The organism is Microbacterium bandirmense (assembly GCF_037204185.1).
GTDB classification, from domain to species: Bacteria; Actinomycetota; Actinomycetes; order Actinomycetales; family Microbacteriaceae; genus Microbacterium; species Microbacterium bandirmense.
On record NZ_JBBDGM010000007.1, the window covers coordinates 240694 to 255257 of the forward strand.

General features: G+C 68.7%; 14 protein-coding genes. 8 read left to right on the top strand and 6 right to left on the bottom strand.

Annotation, left to right across the window (positions count from 1 at the left end):
- Nucleotides 1-211: 211 nt before the first annotated feature.
- The 3 genes from WDU99_RS10625 to WDU99_RS10635 are packed head-to-tail and all read right to left on the bottom strand — an operon-like array spanning nt 212 to nt 2860.
- Nucleotides 212-694 carry a MarR family winged helix-turn-helix transcriptional regulator gene (locus WDU99_RS10625; protein WP_337332426.1) on the bottom strand — a complete coding sequence of 161 codons (483 nt, stop codon included), beginning with the start codon at nt 692-694 and terminating at the stop codon, nt 212-214.
- 32 nt (nt 695-726) lie between these two features.
- Complete coding sequence (locus WDU99_RS10630) at nt 727-1185, bottom strand: MarR family winged helix-turn-helix transcriptional regulator (RefSeq protein WP_337332427.1); 459 nt, start codon at nt 1183-1185, stop codon at nt 727-729.
- Between the two features lies 1 nt (nt 1186).
- On the bottom strand, nt 1187-2860 hold the full coding sequence (locus WDU99_RS10635) for an MDR family MFS transporter (protein WP_337332428.1): 1674 nt from the start codon (nt 2858-2860) through the stop codon (nt 1187-1189).
- 138 nt (nt 2861-2998) lie between these two features.
- On the opposite strand from WDU99_RS10635, the gene WDU99_RS10640 reads away from it, so the two are divergent.
- On the top strand, nt 2999-4003 hold the full coding sequence (locus WDU99_RS10640; RefSeq protein ID WP_337332429.1) for a hydroxyacid dehydrogenase: 1005 nt from the start codon (nt 2999-3001) through the stop codon (nt 4001-4003).
- A 54-nt stretch (nt 4004-4057) separates the two neighbouring features.
- Entirely contained in the window at nt 4058-5080 is a 1023-nt protein-coding gene (locus WDU99_RS10645) for a zinc-dependent alcohol dehydrogenase family protein (RefSeq protein ID WP_337332430.1), read from the top strand.
- A gap of 59 nt (nt 5081-5139) precedes the next feature.
- On the opposite strand, the gene WDU99_RS10650 is transcribed toward WDU99_RS10645, so the two are convergent.
- Nucleotides 5140-6141 carry a LacI family DNA-binding transcriptional regulator gene (locus WDU99_RS10650; protein ID WP_337332431.1) on the bottom strand — a complete coding sequence of 334 codons (1002 nt, stop codon included), beginning with the start codon at nt 6139-6141 and terminating at the stop codon, nt 5140-5142.
- Between the two features lie 83 nt (nt 6142-6224).
- Between WDU99_RS10650 and galT the strand changes: the two genes are divergently transcribed.
- From galT to WDU99_RS10665, 3 genes are all read left to right on the top strand, one after another.
- Nucleotides 6225-7403 carry a galactose-1-phosphate uridylyltransferase gene (gene galT, locus WDU99_RS10655; protein ID WP_337332432.1) on the top strand — a complete coding sequence of 393 codons (1179 nt, stop codon included), beginning with the start codon at nt 6225-6227 and terminating at the stop codon, nt 7401-7403.
- Nucleotides 7404-7535: 132 nt separating this feature from the next.
- On the top strand, nt 7536-8720 hold the full coding sequence (galK, locus tag WDU99_RS10660) for a galactokinase (protein WP_337332433.1): 1185 nt from the start codon (nt 7536-7538) through the stop codon (nt 8718-8720).
- A 171-nt stretch (nt 8721-8891) separates the two neighbouring features.
- Nucleotides 8892-9416, top strand: coding sequence for a GNAT family N-acetyltransferase (locus tag WDU99_RS10665; RefSeq protein ID WP_337332434.1), 525 nt, complete (start codon nt 8892-8894; stop codon nt 9414-9416).
- A gap of 39 nt (nt 9417-9455) precedes the next feature.
- On the opposite strand, the gene WDU99_RS10670 is transcribed toward WDU99_RS10665, so the two are convergent.
- Nucleotides 9456-10883 carry a gamma-aminobutyraldehyde dehydrogenase gene (locus tag WDU99_RS10670; protein ID WP_337332435.1) on the bottom strand — a complete coding sequence of 476 codons (1428 nt, stop codon included), beginning with the start codon at nt 10881-10883 and terminating at the stop codon, nt 9456-9458.
- A 101-nt stretch (nt 10884-10984) separates the two neighbouring features.
- Here WDU99_RS10670 and WDU99_RS10675 point away from each other — a divergent pair, with 101 nt between their 5' ends.
- The 3 genes from WDU99_RS10675 to WDU99_RS10685 are packed head-to-tail and all read left to right on the top strand — an operon-like array spanning nt 10985 to nt 13255.
- Nucleotides 10985-11452, top strand: coding sequence for an Lrp/AsnC family transcriptional regulator (locus WDU99_RS10675; protein WP_337332436.1), 468 nt, complete (start codon nt 10985-10987; stop codon nt 11450-11452).
- Nucleotides 11453-11495: 43 nt separating this feature from the next.
- Nucleotides 11496-12893 (top strand): NAD(P)/FAD-dependent oxidoreductase, encoded by a 1398-nt coding sequence (locus WDU99_RS10680; RefSeq protein ID WP_337332437.1) that lies wholly within the window; start codon nt 11496-11498, stop codon nt 12891-12893.
- A gap of 56 nt (nt 12894-12949) precedes the next feature.
- A complete protein-coding gene (locus WDU99_RS10685) occupies nt 12950-13255 on the top strand; it encodes a cupin domain-containing protein (RefSeq protein WP_337332438.1) in 306 nt (101 codons plus the stop codon).
- An 81-nt stretch (nt 13256-13336) separates the two neighbouring features.
- Here WDU99_RS10685 and WDU99_RS10690 read toward each other — a convergent pair.
- A partial coding sequence (locus tag WDU99_RS10690; protein WP_337332439.1) for an ATP-dependent nuclease occupies nt 13337-14564 on the bottom strand: 1228 nt, incomplete at its 5' end.

The following is a 14564-nucleotide window of genomic DNA, read 5'->3' on the forward strand; positions in this document are numbered from 1 at the left end:
TCCAATCAGGTTACGGTCGCGAGCGCAACCCGCGCGAGGTGGCGGCCGTGCGAGCCGGCGACCCGTGCGAGCCGTGCGAGCCATGCGAGCCGGCGACGACACGCCGCCGCCCCTGCTGAGCTACCCCGCCCCTGCTCATTCACGTAAATGAGCAGGGGCGGGGTAGCCGAGCAGGGGCGGGGATGTCACGCAGTAGCCGGGATTCCCGGCCTCAGCGCCCCAGCGCGTCGAGCAGCTCCGAGAAGTGGTCGAGGTCGTCGGCCGACCAGGCGCGCAGCCGATCGCCGATGCGCCCCTTGTACGCCATGCGGGCCGCGGCCACACGCTCCTGCGCAAGGTCGGTGGCGACCAGCCGCCGGGCTCGCCGATCCTCGGGGTCGCGCACACTCTCGACGAGGCCGAGCTGCTCGAGCTGGCGCACATGCCGGCTCACCGCCGACTTGTCGGTCTGCAGGCGCTCGATGATCTCACCGGCCGTGGTCGCCGTGCCGCTCACGATCGAGGTGAGCACCTGATAGCCGAGGGGCTGCAGATCGGGATGCACGGTCGCCGCAGCCTCGCGCCACCCCACCCGGATGCGGGCGAAGAGCCGGCCGAGCTCGTGCTCCACCCTTGCGACGGCGCGATCGAGCTCGGCATCGTCTCCGGCAGCACCGAGGTGCGCAGGAGGAGCGGCGTCGGCAGCGGCAGTCATGATCGTCAGTGTACGGCGAGCGGACACGGTGCTCAGACCTCCGACAGCACCTGGAAGGCCTTGGATGCCGCACGCATCTCATCCGGGCTCAGTCGGGCGAGCGCCGACCGCAGCCAGACCGCATGATGCGTGCGCACCTCGGCCAGCGCCGCGCACGCCTCGGGGGTGGCTGTCAGCACGCGCTGGCGGCCATCGCTCTCATCGGGACGCGACTGCACCAGGTCGAGATCCTCCAGCATCCGCACCTGCCTGCTCACGAACGATTTGTCCATCCCGAACGTCTCGACGAGCTGGTGCGCGTTCGCACTGCCGGTGCGGGCGATGAAGCTCAGCAGCTTGTACGCGGCCGGCGACAGATCGGGGTGGATCCGCGCCGCAGCATCCCTCCACGCCGCGGTCATCCTCGCGAATGCCAGGTGCAGATGCCCCTGGAACTCGGCCAGGGCGTCATCGGCGACGGCGTCGGCGGATGCCACGGCGCGGAGTGTCATCTCAGCGCCCCGGGGAGGGGACGTCGACGACGCGGATGCTGCCGGTGGCGTTCATCGAGGCGCCGACCTCCGCCTCGGCGACCTCGATGGTCGCCTCCTCGGCGTTCTCGCGCAGCAGCTCTGCGGAGGTCTTGGTCGACAGCGGCTTGTTGCGGATGAACGCGATGGCGATGATGCCGATCACAGCCAGCGGGATCGCGACGATGAACGCGTCGGCGATGCCGAGTCCGTAGGCCGACTCCACGACAGTCCGGATGCTGTGGGGCAGCTCACCCACGTTCGGCACGTTGCCGCTGGCGAGATGCTTCAGCGCCTCCACCTCTTCGGGCGAGGTGGGTGTGAAGCTCTTCAGCCCGTCGGTGACGTGCGTCGCGACGCTGCTCGCCATCAGCGATCCCATGATCGTGACGCCGATCGTGCCGGCGATCGTGCGGAAGAAGTTGACGTTCGACGAGGCCGCACCCAGCTGCTGCGGCGGCGTGTCGTTCTGCACGATCAGCGTGAGGTTCTGCATGACCATTCCGAGGCCGGCCCCGAGCACGAACATGTAGATCGCGACGAACACGAACGGGGTGTCGTAGCGCAGCGTCGACATGAGGGTGACGCCGACCAGCGCGAGGATGGAGCCGGTCACCATCCAGCCCTTCCACTTGCCGAAGCGGCTGACGAGCTGGCCGATGATGATCGACGCGCCCATCTGGCCGACGATCATCGGAATGGTCATCAGGCCCGACTCGGTCGGCGTGGCGCCGCGGGCAAGCTGGAAGTACTGGGCGAGGAAGACCGAGGTCGCGAACATCGAGACGCCGATCGCGATCGACGCGATCACCGACAGCGTGAAGGTGCGGTTGCGGAAGAGCGACATCGGCACGATGGGCTCCTTCACGAAGAACTCCACCACGACGAACGCGACGATCATGACCGCGGCGATGATCGCCAGGGTCCAGCTGGTGACCGAATCCCAGTCGAACTGGCTGCCGCCCATCGACACCCAGATCAGCAGCGTCGAGACGCCGACGGCCAGCAGCACGATGCCGAAGTAGTCGATCGAGACCTTCGCCTTCGCGGGCTTGGGCAGGTGCAGGGTGACCTGCAGCAGGATCAGAGCGACGACGGCGAAGGGCACGCCGACGAAGAAGTTGGACCGCCAGCCCCAGGTGTCGGTGAGGAAGCCACCGAGCAGCGGACCACCGATCGTGCCGAGGGCCATGATGCCGCCGACGACACCCATGTACTTGCCGCGCTCGCGCGGCGAGATGATGAGGGCGACCGCGACCATGACCAGCGACATCAGGCCGCCGACGCCGACGCCCTGGATCACTCGCACGGCGATGAGCATGTTGGTGTCGGTCGAGAAGCCGGCGATGACGGTGCCGGCGGTGAAGAGGATCAGCGACAGCTGGACGAGGATCTTGCGGTCGACGAGGTCGGCGAGCTTGCCCCAGATGGGGGTCGAGACGGCGGTGGCCAGCAGGCTGGCGGTGATGACCCAGGTGTACTGCGACTGGGTGCCGCCGAGGTCGGCGATGATGACCGGCAGCGAGGTCGACACGACGGTGCCCGAGAGCACCGCGACGAACATGCCGACGATGAGACCCGAGATCGCGGTGAAGACCTCACGGGCCGAGCGCTGCTGCTCTTGCGCGGGCGGTGTGGTGATGGCGGATGAAGTCAAAAGAGGGGTTGCTCCTGCGTTGAAAGTTGATCGACGTCAACCATACTCCTGTAGTTGCACTTTCGCAACTATTGCGGAACGTCAACGATGGCGGTGGCTCTATCGTGGACACCGCAGCATCCGACCGACGGAGGATCCATGACCACCCCGCCCGCTCGCGCCCTCCTCGCCATGTCGGCCGACGCCGCCCACGCGGTCTTCGACGAGTCCCGGCTGGCCCGCCTGCAGGACCTCACCCGGCTGCATTCGACCGCGCCCGTCGACATCGACACCCTGCCCGACGAGGTCCTCGCCGACATCGAGGTGCTCATCACCTCGTGGGGCGCCCCGCACCTCGACGCCGCACGGCTGGCGCGGTTGCCGAGACTGCGCGCCGTGCTCCACGCCGCCGGCAGCGTGCGCCAGATCGTCTCGGATGCGCTCTGGCAGCGCGGCATCCGCGTCACCTCCGCCGCCGATGCCAATGCAGTGCCGGTCGCGGAGTTCACGTTCGCGGCGATCGTCTTCGCCGGCAAGCGCGCGTTCACGCACCTGCGCACCGCGGCCGACCAGCGCGCACAGCGCGGTCTGCTCGACTACACAGAGGTCGGCAATGTCGACCGCACGATCGGCGTCGTCGGATTCTCGCGGATCGGCAGACGCGTGGTGGAGATGCTGCGGATGCTCGATGTGCGCGTCCTGGTCGCCGACCCGTTCGCGGACGCCGAGGCCGTGGCTGCCGCCGGCGCCGAGCTGCTGCCGCTCGAGGCGCTGCTCCCGCAGGTGCAGGTGCTCTCGCTGCACGCCCCCGACCTGCCGTCGACGCACCACATGATCGGGGCCGCGGAACTGGCCGAATTGCCCGATGGCGCGACCGTGATCAACACCGCGCGCGGTGCGCTGCTCGATCACGATGCGCTGCTCGCGGAATGCCGCACCGGTCGACTCGATGCCGTACTCGACGTCACCGACCCCGAGCCACTGCCGGCCGACTCCGAGCTGCTGCGGCTGCCCAATGTCGCCGTCACCCCGCACATCGCCGGCTCGCTGGGAACCGAGCTGCGCCGCCTCGCGGATTCCGTCCTCGACGAGCTCACCGCGTTGGCACAGGGCGCCGCGCCCCGGCATCCGATCACCGCCGCCGACATGACCTCGACCGCATGATCGATGTGCCGCCCACGGGTCGCGCGCGCGGTCTCGCAGTGGTGAAGTAGGAGCATGCGCGCAGTCATCATGCACGGACCCGGCGATGTCCGGGTCGAAGACGTCCCCTCCCCCGAGCTCCTCGAACCGACCGATGCGATCATCCGCGTCGACGCGGCCTGCGTGTGCGGCTCAGACCTGTGGCCGTACCGCGGCATCGCGGCGCAGACCAAGCCCCGCAGGATGGGTCACGAGTACATCGGCACTGTCGAGCAGATCGGCTCCGAGGTGCGCGAGATCGCTGTCGGCGACTTCGTGGTCGGCTCGTTCATGGCATCCGATGGCACCTGCGAGATCTGCGCGGCGGGATATCAATCGCGCTGCGCGCACGTCGTGCCGATGGGATCGGTCGGCACGCAGGCCGAGTACGCGCGCATCCCCTGGGCCGACGGCACCCTCGTGAAGGTGACCGGCGAGATCACGCCGCAGCGGCGGCGTGGGCTGCTCGCGGCGTCCGACGTGCTCGGCACGGGATGGTTCGCGGCCGTCGCCGCGGAGGCCGCCCCTGGCAAGACCGTCGCCGTCGTCGGCGACGGGGCCGTCGGGCTGCTGGGTATCCTCGCCGCTTCCCGGCTGGGCGCGGAGCGGATCGTCGCGATGTCGCGGCACGCCGACCGGCAGGCGCTCGCCCGCCGCTTCGGCGCCACCGACATCGTCGAGGAGCGCGGGGATGCCGGCGTCGAGCGCGTCAAGGCGCTCACCGGCGGCTACGGCGCGCACTCCACGATCGAGGCGGTCGGCACGCAGGAGGCGATGCAGCAGGCGATCCGCTCGACACGGCCGGGTGGACACGTCGGGTTCGTCGGCGTCTCGCACGGGGTGACCATCGACGGCAGCGACCTGTTCTACTCGACGGTGCACCTGCACGGCGGGCCGGCCCCGGTGCGGCGGTTCCTGCCCGAGCTGATCGACCTGATCATGACCGATCAGATCGACCCCGGCGCCGTGTTCGACCTGACGCTCCCGGTTGACGACGCCGCCGAGGGCTACCGCGCGATGGACGAGCGCCGCGCGATCAAGGCGATGCTCGAGTTCTGAATCGGGCCGCGTCAGGCGGCCGGCGTGTCAGGTGGCCGACGTGTCAGGTGGCCGACGTGTCAGGTGGTGGCGCGCCGGACCAGCGTCGGCGGCGTGAGCGCCGGCGGCACGGAGTCGGATGCTGCCACCGCCTCGATCCGGGCGACGAGCGCCTGCACGGCCTGCTCGCCGAGAGCGTCGAAATCCTGGCGGACCGTGGTGAGCGGAGGGCGATAGTCGGCGGCATCCGCGATGTCGTCGAACCCGATCACCGCGACGTCGTCGGGCACGCGGCGCCCGGCGTCGGCCAGCGCACGCAGCAGACCGAGCGCCATCTGGTCGTTGGCCGCGAACACGGCCGTGACCGCATCGGATGCCGCCAGCACCCGCCCCTGCGTGTACCCCGAAGCGGCAGTCCAATCGCCGCGCAGCGGCTCGGGCGCCTCAGACCCCGCTACCTCGCGCCAGCCCCGTTCACGCTCGGAGGCCGCGAACGATCCGGCCGGACCCGCCAGGTGGTGCACCGTGGCGTGGCCCCGAGCCTTCAGGTGAGCGACGGCCAGGCGCGCACCGGCGGCGTGATCGATGCCGATCACGGTGAAGCGATCATCGGGTGGCGAGTCGATCACGACGAGCTCGATGCCGGCGGGGGCCGCGCCGCGCGCAAGCGCCGTGGCCTCGTTCAGCACGATCGCGCCGTCGACACCCTGATCGTGCAGGCGATCGAAGGCCCGGACGATGTCGCCGTCGTCGCCCAGCGTGACCACAGTCAGCGCGTAGCCGCGGGCCGAGGCCGACTCGGCGACAGCCTGCAGCATGCGGGAGTTTCCGACGGTCGCCAGGGTCTGGGCGACCAGCCCGAGCGTCTGGGTGCGTCCGGTGCGCAGCGCCCGGGCCGCGCGATTGGGCCGGTAGCCGAGCTCGGCCATCGCCTGCTCGACGCGCAGACGGGTGGCGGGATCGACCCGGGGACTGTCGTTCGCGACCCGGGAGACGGTCTGGTTCGAGACGCCGGCGCGAGCGGCGACCTGCGCCATCGAGACGCGTCCGGCCGCCCTGTCTGCCCGCCCTGCTTCCGGCATCCCGATCCCCTCTCGCGCACCGCTCCTGCGTTCACAACTCCGGCGTGTTGACGTTACCATGCGCCTGCCCGTACGATGTTCACGTGAACACGCAGATTTCTCCGGAGTTTCGCGCAGACGAGCTCGGCGCCGGCGTGGTCAAGCGCAGCACGCGCCTGGCCGACGGGCGCGAACTGTTCTACTTCGACGACCCCGGCACGGCGCTCGGGCCGGAGCGCAACGTCGATGCCCGCACGCTCGACGAGCGCCCCGAGACGGCGACCATGCGCCAGGACATCCTGACCGGCGACTGGATCACCTTCGCCACCAAGCGCCAGAACCGCGTCATGATGCCCGGCGCCGATGCCGACCCGCTGGCGCCGCAGACCCCGACCAACCCGTCCGAGGTCCCCTCCCGCTACGACGTCGCCGTGTTCGAGAACCGTTCCCCCGCGTTCGGCCCCGCCCTCAACCGGGCCACCGGCGGCGTTCCCCAGGCCGCGAACCCGACCCGCGGACTCGACGACATGGCAGAGCTCGGCATCGGCCGCACCCGCACCAGCGTCGGTCGCTGCGAGGTCGTCTGCTTCAGTCCCGATCACGAGGGGTCATTCGGCAGCCAGTCCGTCACCCGCGCGCGAACGATCATCGAGGCCTGGGCCGACCGCACGGCCGCGCTGTCGGCGCTGCCCGGGATCGAGCAGGTGTTTCCCTTCGAGAACCGCGGCGAGGCCATCGGCGTCACGCTGCCCCACCCGCACGGGCAGATCTACTCCTACCCGTACGTCACCCCGCGCACGCAGCGGCTGCTCGACAACATCCACCGCACCGTCCCCGACCTGATGACCCGCGTACTCGACTTCGAGCAGACCTCCGACCGAGTGGTGCTGCAGGGCGAGCATTGGACGGCCTTCGTGCCCTTCGCCGCACGCTGGCCCCTCGAGGTGCAGCTGATGCCGCACCGTCATGTGCCCGACTTCGCCGCGTTGAACGACGCCGAGCGCGACGAGCTCGCGCCGCTCTACCTGCGGCTGCTGCGGGGAGTGGATGCCCTGTACTCGACCCCCACCGCCTACATCGCCGCCTGGCACCAGGCGCCTGTGAACGCAGGCCGCGACACCGTGCGCATGCGCCTTGAACTGACCAGCCCGCGCCGCGCGGAGGACAAGCTGAAGTTCCTCGCCGGTTCCGAGGCCGCGATGGGCGCCTGGACCGCCGAGATCCTGCCCGAGGTCGCCGCCGAGCGTCTGCGCGCCGCCGTCGCCTCGATTCCCGAGGTCTGACCCGCATCCCTGCCCCGCTCTCATCGCACAGCTTTGGAGATCTGCACATTCTCGGAGACAAACCCCCGAGCAGCTCCGAAGATGTGCAGAATTCCGAAGATCTGCCGCACACATCATCCCCAGGAGTCCCCCATGACCGCTCTCTCTGCGGCTCGCGACCTGTTCACCGACCTGACCGGACACGAGTCCGAGGGCACCTGGTCGGCCCCCGGCCGTGTGAACCTGATCGGCGAGCACACCGACTACAACGAGGGGTACGTGCTGCCGTTCGCGATCCAGCAGCGCACCTACGCCTCTGCCGCCCTGCGCGACGATGACCGCATCCGCGTCGCGTCGACCTTCGCCGACGAGCCGGTCGAGGTCGCACTGAGCGAGCTCGACCGGCTGTTCCCGAGCAACGGCGACTCGCGTGTTCCGGAGTGGTCGGCGTACGTGCTCGGTGTCGCGTGGGCGCTGCGCGCTGACCCTTCGACGGGCTCAGGGACCCGGTTCCGCGGCGTCGACATCGCGATCGCGTCCGACGTGCCGGTCGGCGCGGGGCTGTCGTCCTCCGCCGCGATCGAGGGAGCAGTGGCATCCGCCCTCAACCAGCTCTGGGGACTCGACCTCGACTCCGTCACGCTCGCGCAGGTCGGCCGACGCGCCGAGAACGAGGCTGTGGGCGCACCCACGGGGATCATGGACCAGATGGCATCGATGCTGGGCCGGCCCGATGCCGCGACCTTCCTCGACTGCCGCACGCTCGAGACCCGTTCGGTCCCGACCGGCTTCACCGCCGAGGGCCTCGAGGTACTCGTCATCGACACGCAGGTCAAGCACTCACACTCCACCGGCGGATACCGCGAACGCCGGGCGGCGTGCGAGCAGGGCGCCGAGCTGCTCGGCATCCGATCGCTGCGCGATGCCGATGTCAGCGACCTGCCCCGCGCGGCCGAGCTGATGGATGACGTGACGTTCCGCCGGGTGCGTCACGTGGTCACCGAGAACCAGCGCGTGCTCGACACGGTCGCCGCCCTCGCCGAGCGCGGACCGCGCGCGATCGGCGACCTGCTGGTCGCCTCGCACGCGTCGATGCGCGATGATTTCGAGATCTCGGTGCCCGAGCTCGACCTCGCCGTCGAGACCGCCCTCGCCAACGGCGCGGTGGGCGCGCGTATGACCGGCGGCGGGTTCGGCGGAGCGGCGATCGCCCTGATCGAGCACGATGCCGTCGAGGCCGTGTCGGATGCTGTCACCCGCGCCTTCTCGGATGCCGGCTTCGCCGCCCCGCACATCTTCACGGTCCGCCCGTCGGAGGGCCCGCGCCGCGACGTCTGAGGCGCGTCTGGCTCCGCAGCATCCTCGCCCCCTCTGAGCGACGCCGCCCCTACTCATTCACGTAAATGAACCGGGGCCGCGTCGCTGAGAGGGGGCGGCGATGCGGCGGCCCGGCAGGTATCCCGGCTGACACAATGAACTCTGCGCACCCGCGCGACGGAAGGAAGTCGGATGCCCGCTGATCGGATGCCCGTCCGCAACGCCACCGTCGCCGACGCGCACGGTCTCGCCGTGGTGCACGTGCGCAGCTGGCAGGCGGCGTACCGCGGGCTGATGCCGCAGGAGGTGCTCGACGCTCTGTCGATCGCCGAGCGCGAGGCGAACTGGGCGCGCTTCATGGCCGACTCCGAACGGAGTTCGCGCACCCTCGTGGTCGAGCGCGACAACGAGATCGTCGGCTGGGCGGGTTACGGCGCCGCCCGCGATGACGATGCTCCCGGTACCGGCGAGCTGTGGGGGATCTACGCCCACCCGGCTGCCTGGTCGACCGGAGTAGGTCATGCCCTGGTGACGGCGGTCGAGGCGGCGCTGCGCGCCGAGGGTCACGAGGTGGCGTATCTGTGGGTGCTGGCGGGCAACGACCGGGCCGCCGCGTTCTACGAGCGGCACGGATGGGCATCCGACGGCGGCACGAAGATCGACGAACGCCCCGGCCTCACGCTGCATGAACGCCGGCACGTGAAGCGTCTGGTCTGACAGCATCCGACCCCGACGACCCGGGAGGTCGGCTGCGCCTCAGTCCCAGGCTGTCATGACGTGCTTGATGCGGGTGTAGTCGTCGAAGCCGTACTGCGAGAGGTCTTTGCCGTAGCCGGAGTGCTTGAATCCGCCGTGCGGCATGTCGGACACGAACGGGATGTGCGTGTTGACCCACACGCAGCCGAAGTCGAGATCGCGCGTGAAGCGCATCGCTCTGCCGTGATCGCGGGTGAAGACCGATGCCGCGAGTGCGTAGCGCACGCCGTTCGCGAGTCCCAGCGCCTCGTCGTCGTCTGAGAAGGACTGCACGGTCAGCACCGGGCCGAACACCTCGTTCTGCACGGCCTCGTCGTCCTGCCGCATGCCCGAGACGATGGTCGGCGCGAAGAAGAAGCCCTTGTCTCCGACGCGCGCACCGCCCGTCTCGATTCTGGCGTGCGCGGGCAGCCGGTCGATGAACCCCTGCACCTGCGCGAGCTGCGCGACGCTCGACAGCGGCCCGTAGAACACGCCCTCCTCGCGGGGCCCGCCGGTGCGGGTCTCGCTCGCCCTGGCCACCAGCGCGCGCACCAGCTCGTCGTGCACCGAGGCGTGCGCGATCACCCGGGTCGCGGCGGTGCAGTCCTGACCGGCGTTGAAGAACGCGGCGGCCACGATGGCATCCGCTGCCTTCTCGATCTGCGCGTCGTCGAAGACGACGGCGGGCGCCTTGCCGCCGAGTTCGAGGTGCACGCGCTTGAGATCGGATGCTGCGGACTCGGCGACCGCCATGCCGGCCCGCACCGATCCGGTGATGGCGACCATCTGCGCCGCCGGGTGCGCGATCAGCGCGGCACCGGTTTCTCGGGCGCCGAGCACGACGTTCAGCGTGCCTGCGGGGGTGTGCTCGGCGACGATCTCGGCGAGCAGCAGGGTCGACTGCGGCGTGGATTCCGCGGGCTTGAGCACGACCGTGTTGCCGGCGGCGAGCGCGGGAGCGATCTTCCAGACGGCCATGTTCAGCGGGTAGTTCCACGGGGTGACCTGGCCGATCACGCCGATCGGCTCGCGGCGCACGTACGACGTGTGCCCGGCAAGATATTCCCCCGCCGCGCGCCCCTCGAGGCTGCGGGCGGCCCCGGCGAAGAAGCGCAGCTGATCGATCGACTGCTCGATCTCGTCTGCCACGAGGGTCGCGCGCGGCTTGCCGGTGTCCTGGGATTCGAGGTCGGCGAACTCCTCGACGCGTGCGGCCATGGCATCCGCGATCCGGAAGAGGGCGAGCTGCCGCTCGGCGGGCGTCGCATCGCGCCAGCGCGGGAACGCGGCGCTCGCGGCAGCGTAGGCCGCGTCGATGTCGTGCTGATCGGAGAGCGGGATGCTGCCGTACACCTCTTCGGTGGCGGGGTCGACCAGGTCGAGCCGCCCGGCGGCGCTGGTGCTTCGGTACTCGCCGGCGATGTGGTTCTGCAACGTCGTTGCCATGCCCGCCACTCTAGCCAGACTCACGACGAAATCGGAAGCGATCGACAGCCGAATCTACGAAATCAGTTGCAGGAGGGCACTCACGCTGACAGAATCGACACGTGAGCGACAAGTCGAAAGCCCCCGTCCTTGATGACGTCTCCAAGCAGATCATCGAGCTTCTGCAGCAGGACGGCAGGCGACCGTACGCCGAGATCGGCCGCGCTGTCGGGCTCAGCGAGGCCGCGGTGCGCCAGCGCGTGCAGCGTCTGACCGACGCGGGAATCGTGCAGATCGTCGCGGTGACCGACCCGCGTCAGCTCGGCTTCTCGCGGATGGCGATGGTCGGCATTCGCACGACCGGCGACCCGCGAGAGCTCGCCGAGGCGATCAAGGCCATCGACGAGTTCGCCTACGTCGTCGTGACGCTCGGGTCTTTCGACGTGCTCGCCGAGGCGATCTGCGAGACCGATGAAGACCTGCTCGAGCTGCTCTCGACCCGCGTGCGCACGATCCCCGGCGTCACGCACACCGAGAGTTTCCTCTACGCGGGTCTGCACAAGGACTTCTACAACTGGGGCACGCGCTGACGCGACCCACAGCACTCCTCCCCCTCATCTGCAACGGAGCATCATGGGAACCACCGTCTTCGAGCGATTCCGGCCCGCCGAAGGTCTGATCGACGACGCACTGCGCGACACACAGCACGCAACCTTCTGGCTCGATGACATCGATCGGCCCGCCTATCCACCGCTGCGCGGCCGGGTGCGCACCGATCTCGTCATCGTCGGCGGCGGCTACGCAGGCCTGTGGACGGCAGTGCGCGCCAAGGAGCGCGACCCGCAGCGCCGGGTCATGCTGCTCGAGGCAGCCCGGGTCGGCTGGGCGGCGTCCGGCCGGAACGGCGGCTTCTGCGAGGCGAGCCTGACGCACGGGTATGAGAACGGGATGAGCCGCTGGCCCGACGAGATGGAGCAGCTCGAGCGTCTGGGGCTCGAGAACCTCGACGGCATCGAAGAGAGTGTGCGCCGCTACGGCATGCACGTCGACTGGGAGCGCACCGGCCAGCTCGCGATCGCCACCGAACCGCACCAGATCGAGTGGATGCACGGCGAGGGATTCCTCGACCAGGATGCCGTGCGCGCCGAGGTGCACTCTCCCACCTACCTCGCCGGCAACTGGGATCGCCGGGGGTGCGCGATGATCCACCCGGCGAAGCTGGCGATCGAACTCGCCCGGGTCGCCACCGAGCTCGGCGTCGAGATCCATGAGCGCAGCCGGGTGACCGACGTCAGCGGCAGTGGCACGCAGACGATCACCGTGAGCGGCGGCGGTGTCGTGACCGCCGACCACGTCGCACTGGCGACCAACGTGTTCCCGTCGCTGCTCAAACGCAACCGGCTGATGACGGTGCCGGTGTACGACTACGTGCTTATGAGCGAGCCACTGACCTCCGAGCAGCTCGCGGCGATCGGCTGGAAGAACCGGCAGGGCCTCAGCGACTCGGCGAACCAGTTCCACTACTACCGGATGAGCGCCGACGACCGCATCCTGTTCGGCGGATACGACGCGATCTATCACTTCGGAGGCAAGGTGCGCCCCGAGTACGAGAACCGCCCGGAGTCGTACCGCCGACTCGCCTCGCACTTCTTCACCACCTTCCCGCAGCTGGAGGGGCTGAAGTTCACGCACCGCTGGGCCGGCGCGATCGACTCCAGCAGCCGGTTCTGCGCGTTCTTCGGCCTCGCCCGCGGTGGGCGCGTCGCCTACGCCACCGGGTTCACGGGGCTCGGCGTCGGGGCGACCCGCTTCGCCGCCGACGTCATGCTCGACAGACTCGCGGGCGACGAGACCGAGCGCACGCAGCTCGAGATGGTGCGCACGAAGCCGATCCCGTTCCCGCCGGAGCCCGCGGCCGCCATCGGCGTGAATCTCGTGCGTCGATCGATGGACCGCGCTGACCACAACGAGGGCAAACGCGACCTGCTGCTGAAGACGCTCGACGCGATCGGGATGGGTTTCGACTCATGAGCCGGTTGCCGCTCGAGACCGCTTGAGCGGAGTCGGATGCCGGTGAGCTGGTCGTTGTGCACGAGCCGCTCCCCGCCGCCGAGGTGCTCGAGGGCACCCCGACCGCCGGCGCACACGAGCTGGGGACGTTCTCGGGCGTCGAGCTGGGCGTGTGGGAGATGACGCCGGGGGGGGTGACGACCGACATCGAGACCGATGAGGTGTTCATCGTGCTGTCAGGCCGCGCCCGTATCGACTTCACCGTGCCCGCGCTGCCGTCGATCGAGCTGGGGCCCGGATCGATCGTGCGACTGACCGAAGGCATGCGCACCACCTGGACCGTCACCGAGATCCTTCGGAAGGTGTATCTGGCGGGCGCCTGATCCGCCAACTCAGGCGCTCACCGCTGCAACGCAGGCTGGTCTCGCCCCGTCCCGGTTTCACTTCAGGCAAAGGTAGGCATGTCAATCCTCAAGTCCGGGGATGACCTGAGCGAGTAATTTCCGGACATCGTCTCCCTTATGGGCTCCGGCGGTGAGGGCGGCGGGCAGCCACTCGGGGCCCTTTCCAACCGGTCGATGGAAGTCCTCGAGCTCCCCCACCGGTACAACGTGGAGTCGGCGAGCGCGCAACTGTTCAACGAGATCACTGAATGCGCGAGTTGCCTCACCTCGAGGGACACTGTTTAACCCGGCGTTCTTGGCGTCTTTCCAGAACTCGGCAGCTCGCACCGAAATGTGCTTCACAGCAGCGGCGTACGCGGCGTCGAGCTCAGCGTCCCACTCCGAACCGAGGCCGCAGACTATTGCCTTCAGCGTATCGACAGAGTTCAGGACATCGAAGTCGGCGATCACGGATGCGTCCACACCGAGGTCGGCCAGTACACCCAGAAGCTTTGGCATCCCATTCTTCCCACTGCTAGGGACGAAGAGTGTGTTGTCGGTAATCTGCCGCCGATTTCCCTGTATCGCTAGTTCCTCGCCTACCGCGGCATAGAAACGGCAATCGACATCACCCTCGCACACAATCACACGCTCATGAAAGAGCCCCTGCAGGATGTTCGAGAATCGCAGCACGGGATCGTTCCAGTACCCATTGAGCTGGTCGGAGGTCGTCGCGCGTAAGCTCGAACCGCCGGAGTGGCGGTCGATTCGCAGGACCTGCAGGGACTCGTTTCTCCCAGCACTCAGCAGCCCGATCAGAAAGTCCTTGTCGTGCGTCGAAGCAAGTACTTGAATGTTCCGTTCGTGCGCGACCTCCGCCAGCCAGCGCCCGACTGCCCGCGCTTGACCGGGGTGCAAGAAGGATTCCGGCTCATCGAGCAGGAGAACCTCAGGGGACAGTGCTAGAACCACCAAGGCAAGGCCAGTGAAGCTGCGGATTCCATCACCCTGATCATCTAACGCGGGCACCATAGCTGATGCCTTCGAATACTCAGCCGTAATGGCGTTCGCGGGAGGCGCAGCAACACCAACTTCACCAGCCCGGATGCGCGGTGGGAAGTTCTGGCGATCCAAGAAGACCGGGGTCGAGAATAAACTCTCAACCAATCTGGAGAGTTCTCCTTCGAGATCACCGTTGCTGTACAGGTGCTTCAACAGCCAGTTCTTGTTGCCATCTGGATAGTTGTCCGTGCGAAGCTCACCGCCGGCAAATTCGCTCAACGCCCCTGCGGGAATGCGTCGAACAAAC

Coding starts and splice junctions, on each gene's coding strand:
- WDU99_RS10625 (WP_337332426.1), bottom strand. CDS start 694: ATGACTGCCGCTGCCGACGCCGCTCCTCCTGCGCACCTCGGTGCTGCC.
- WDU99_RS10630 (WP_337332427.1), bottom strand. CDS start 1,185: ATGACACTCCGCGCCGTGGCATCCGCCGACGCCGTCGCCGATGACGCC.
- WDU99_RS10640 (WP_337332429.1), top strand. CDS start 2,999: ATGACCACCCCGCCCGCTCGCGCCCTCCTCGCCATGTCGGCCGACGCC.
- WDU99_RS10645 (WP_337332430.1), top strand. CDS start 4,058: ATGCGCGCAGTCATCATGCACGGACCCGGCGATGTCCGGGTCGAAGAC.
- WDU99_RS10650 (WP_337332431.1), bottom strand. CDS start 6,141: ATGCCGGAAGCAGGGCGGGCAGACAGGGCGGCCGGACGCGTCTCGATG.
- galK (WP_337332433.1), top strand. CDS start 7,536: ATGACCGCTCTCTCTGCGGCTCGCGACCTGTTCACCGACCTGACCGGA.
- WDU99_RS10665 (WP_337332434.1), top strand. CDS start 8,892: ATGCCCGCTGATCGGATGCCCGTCCGCAACGCCACCGTCGCCGACGCG.
- WDU99_RS10670 (WP_337332435.1), bottom strand. CDS start 10,883: ATGGCAACGACGTTGCAGAACCACATCGCCGGCGAGTACCGAAGCACC.
- WDU99_RS10680 (WP_337332437.1), top strand. CDS start 11,496: ATGGGAACCACCGTCTTCGAGCGATTCCGGCCCGCCGAAGGTCTGATC.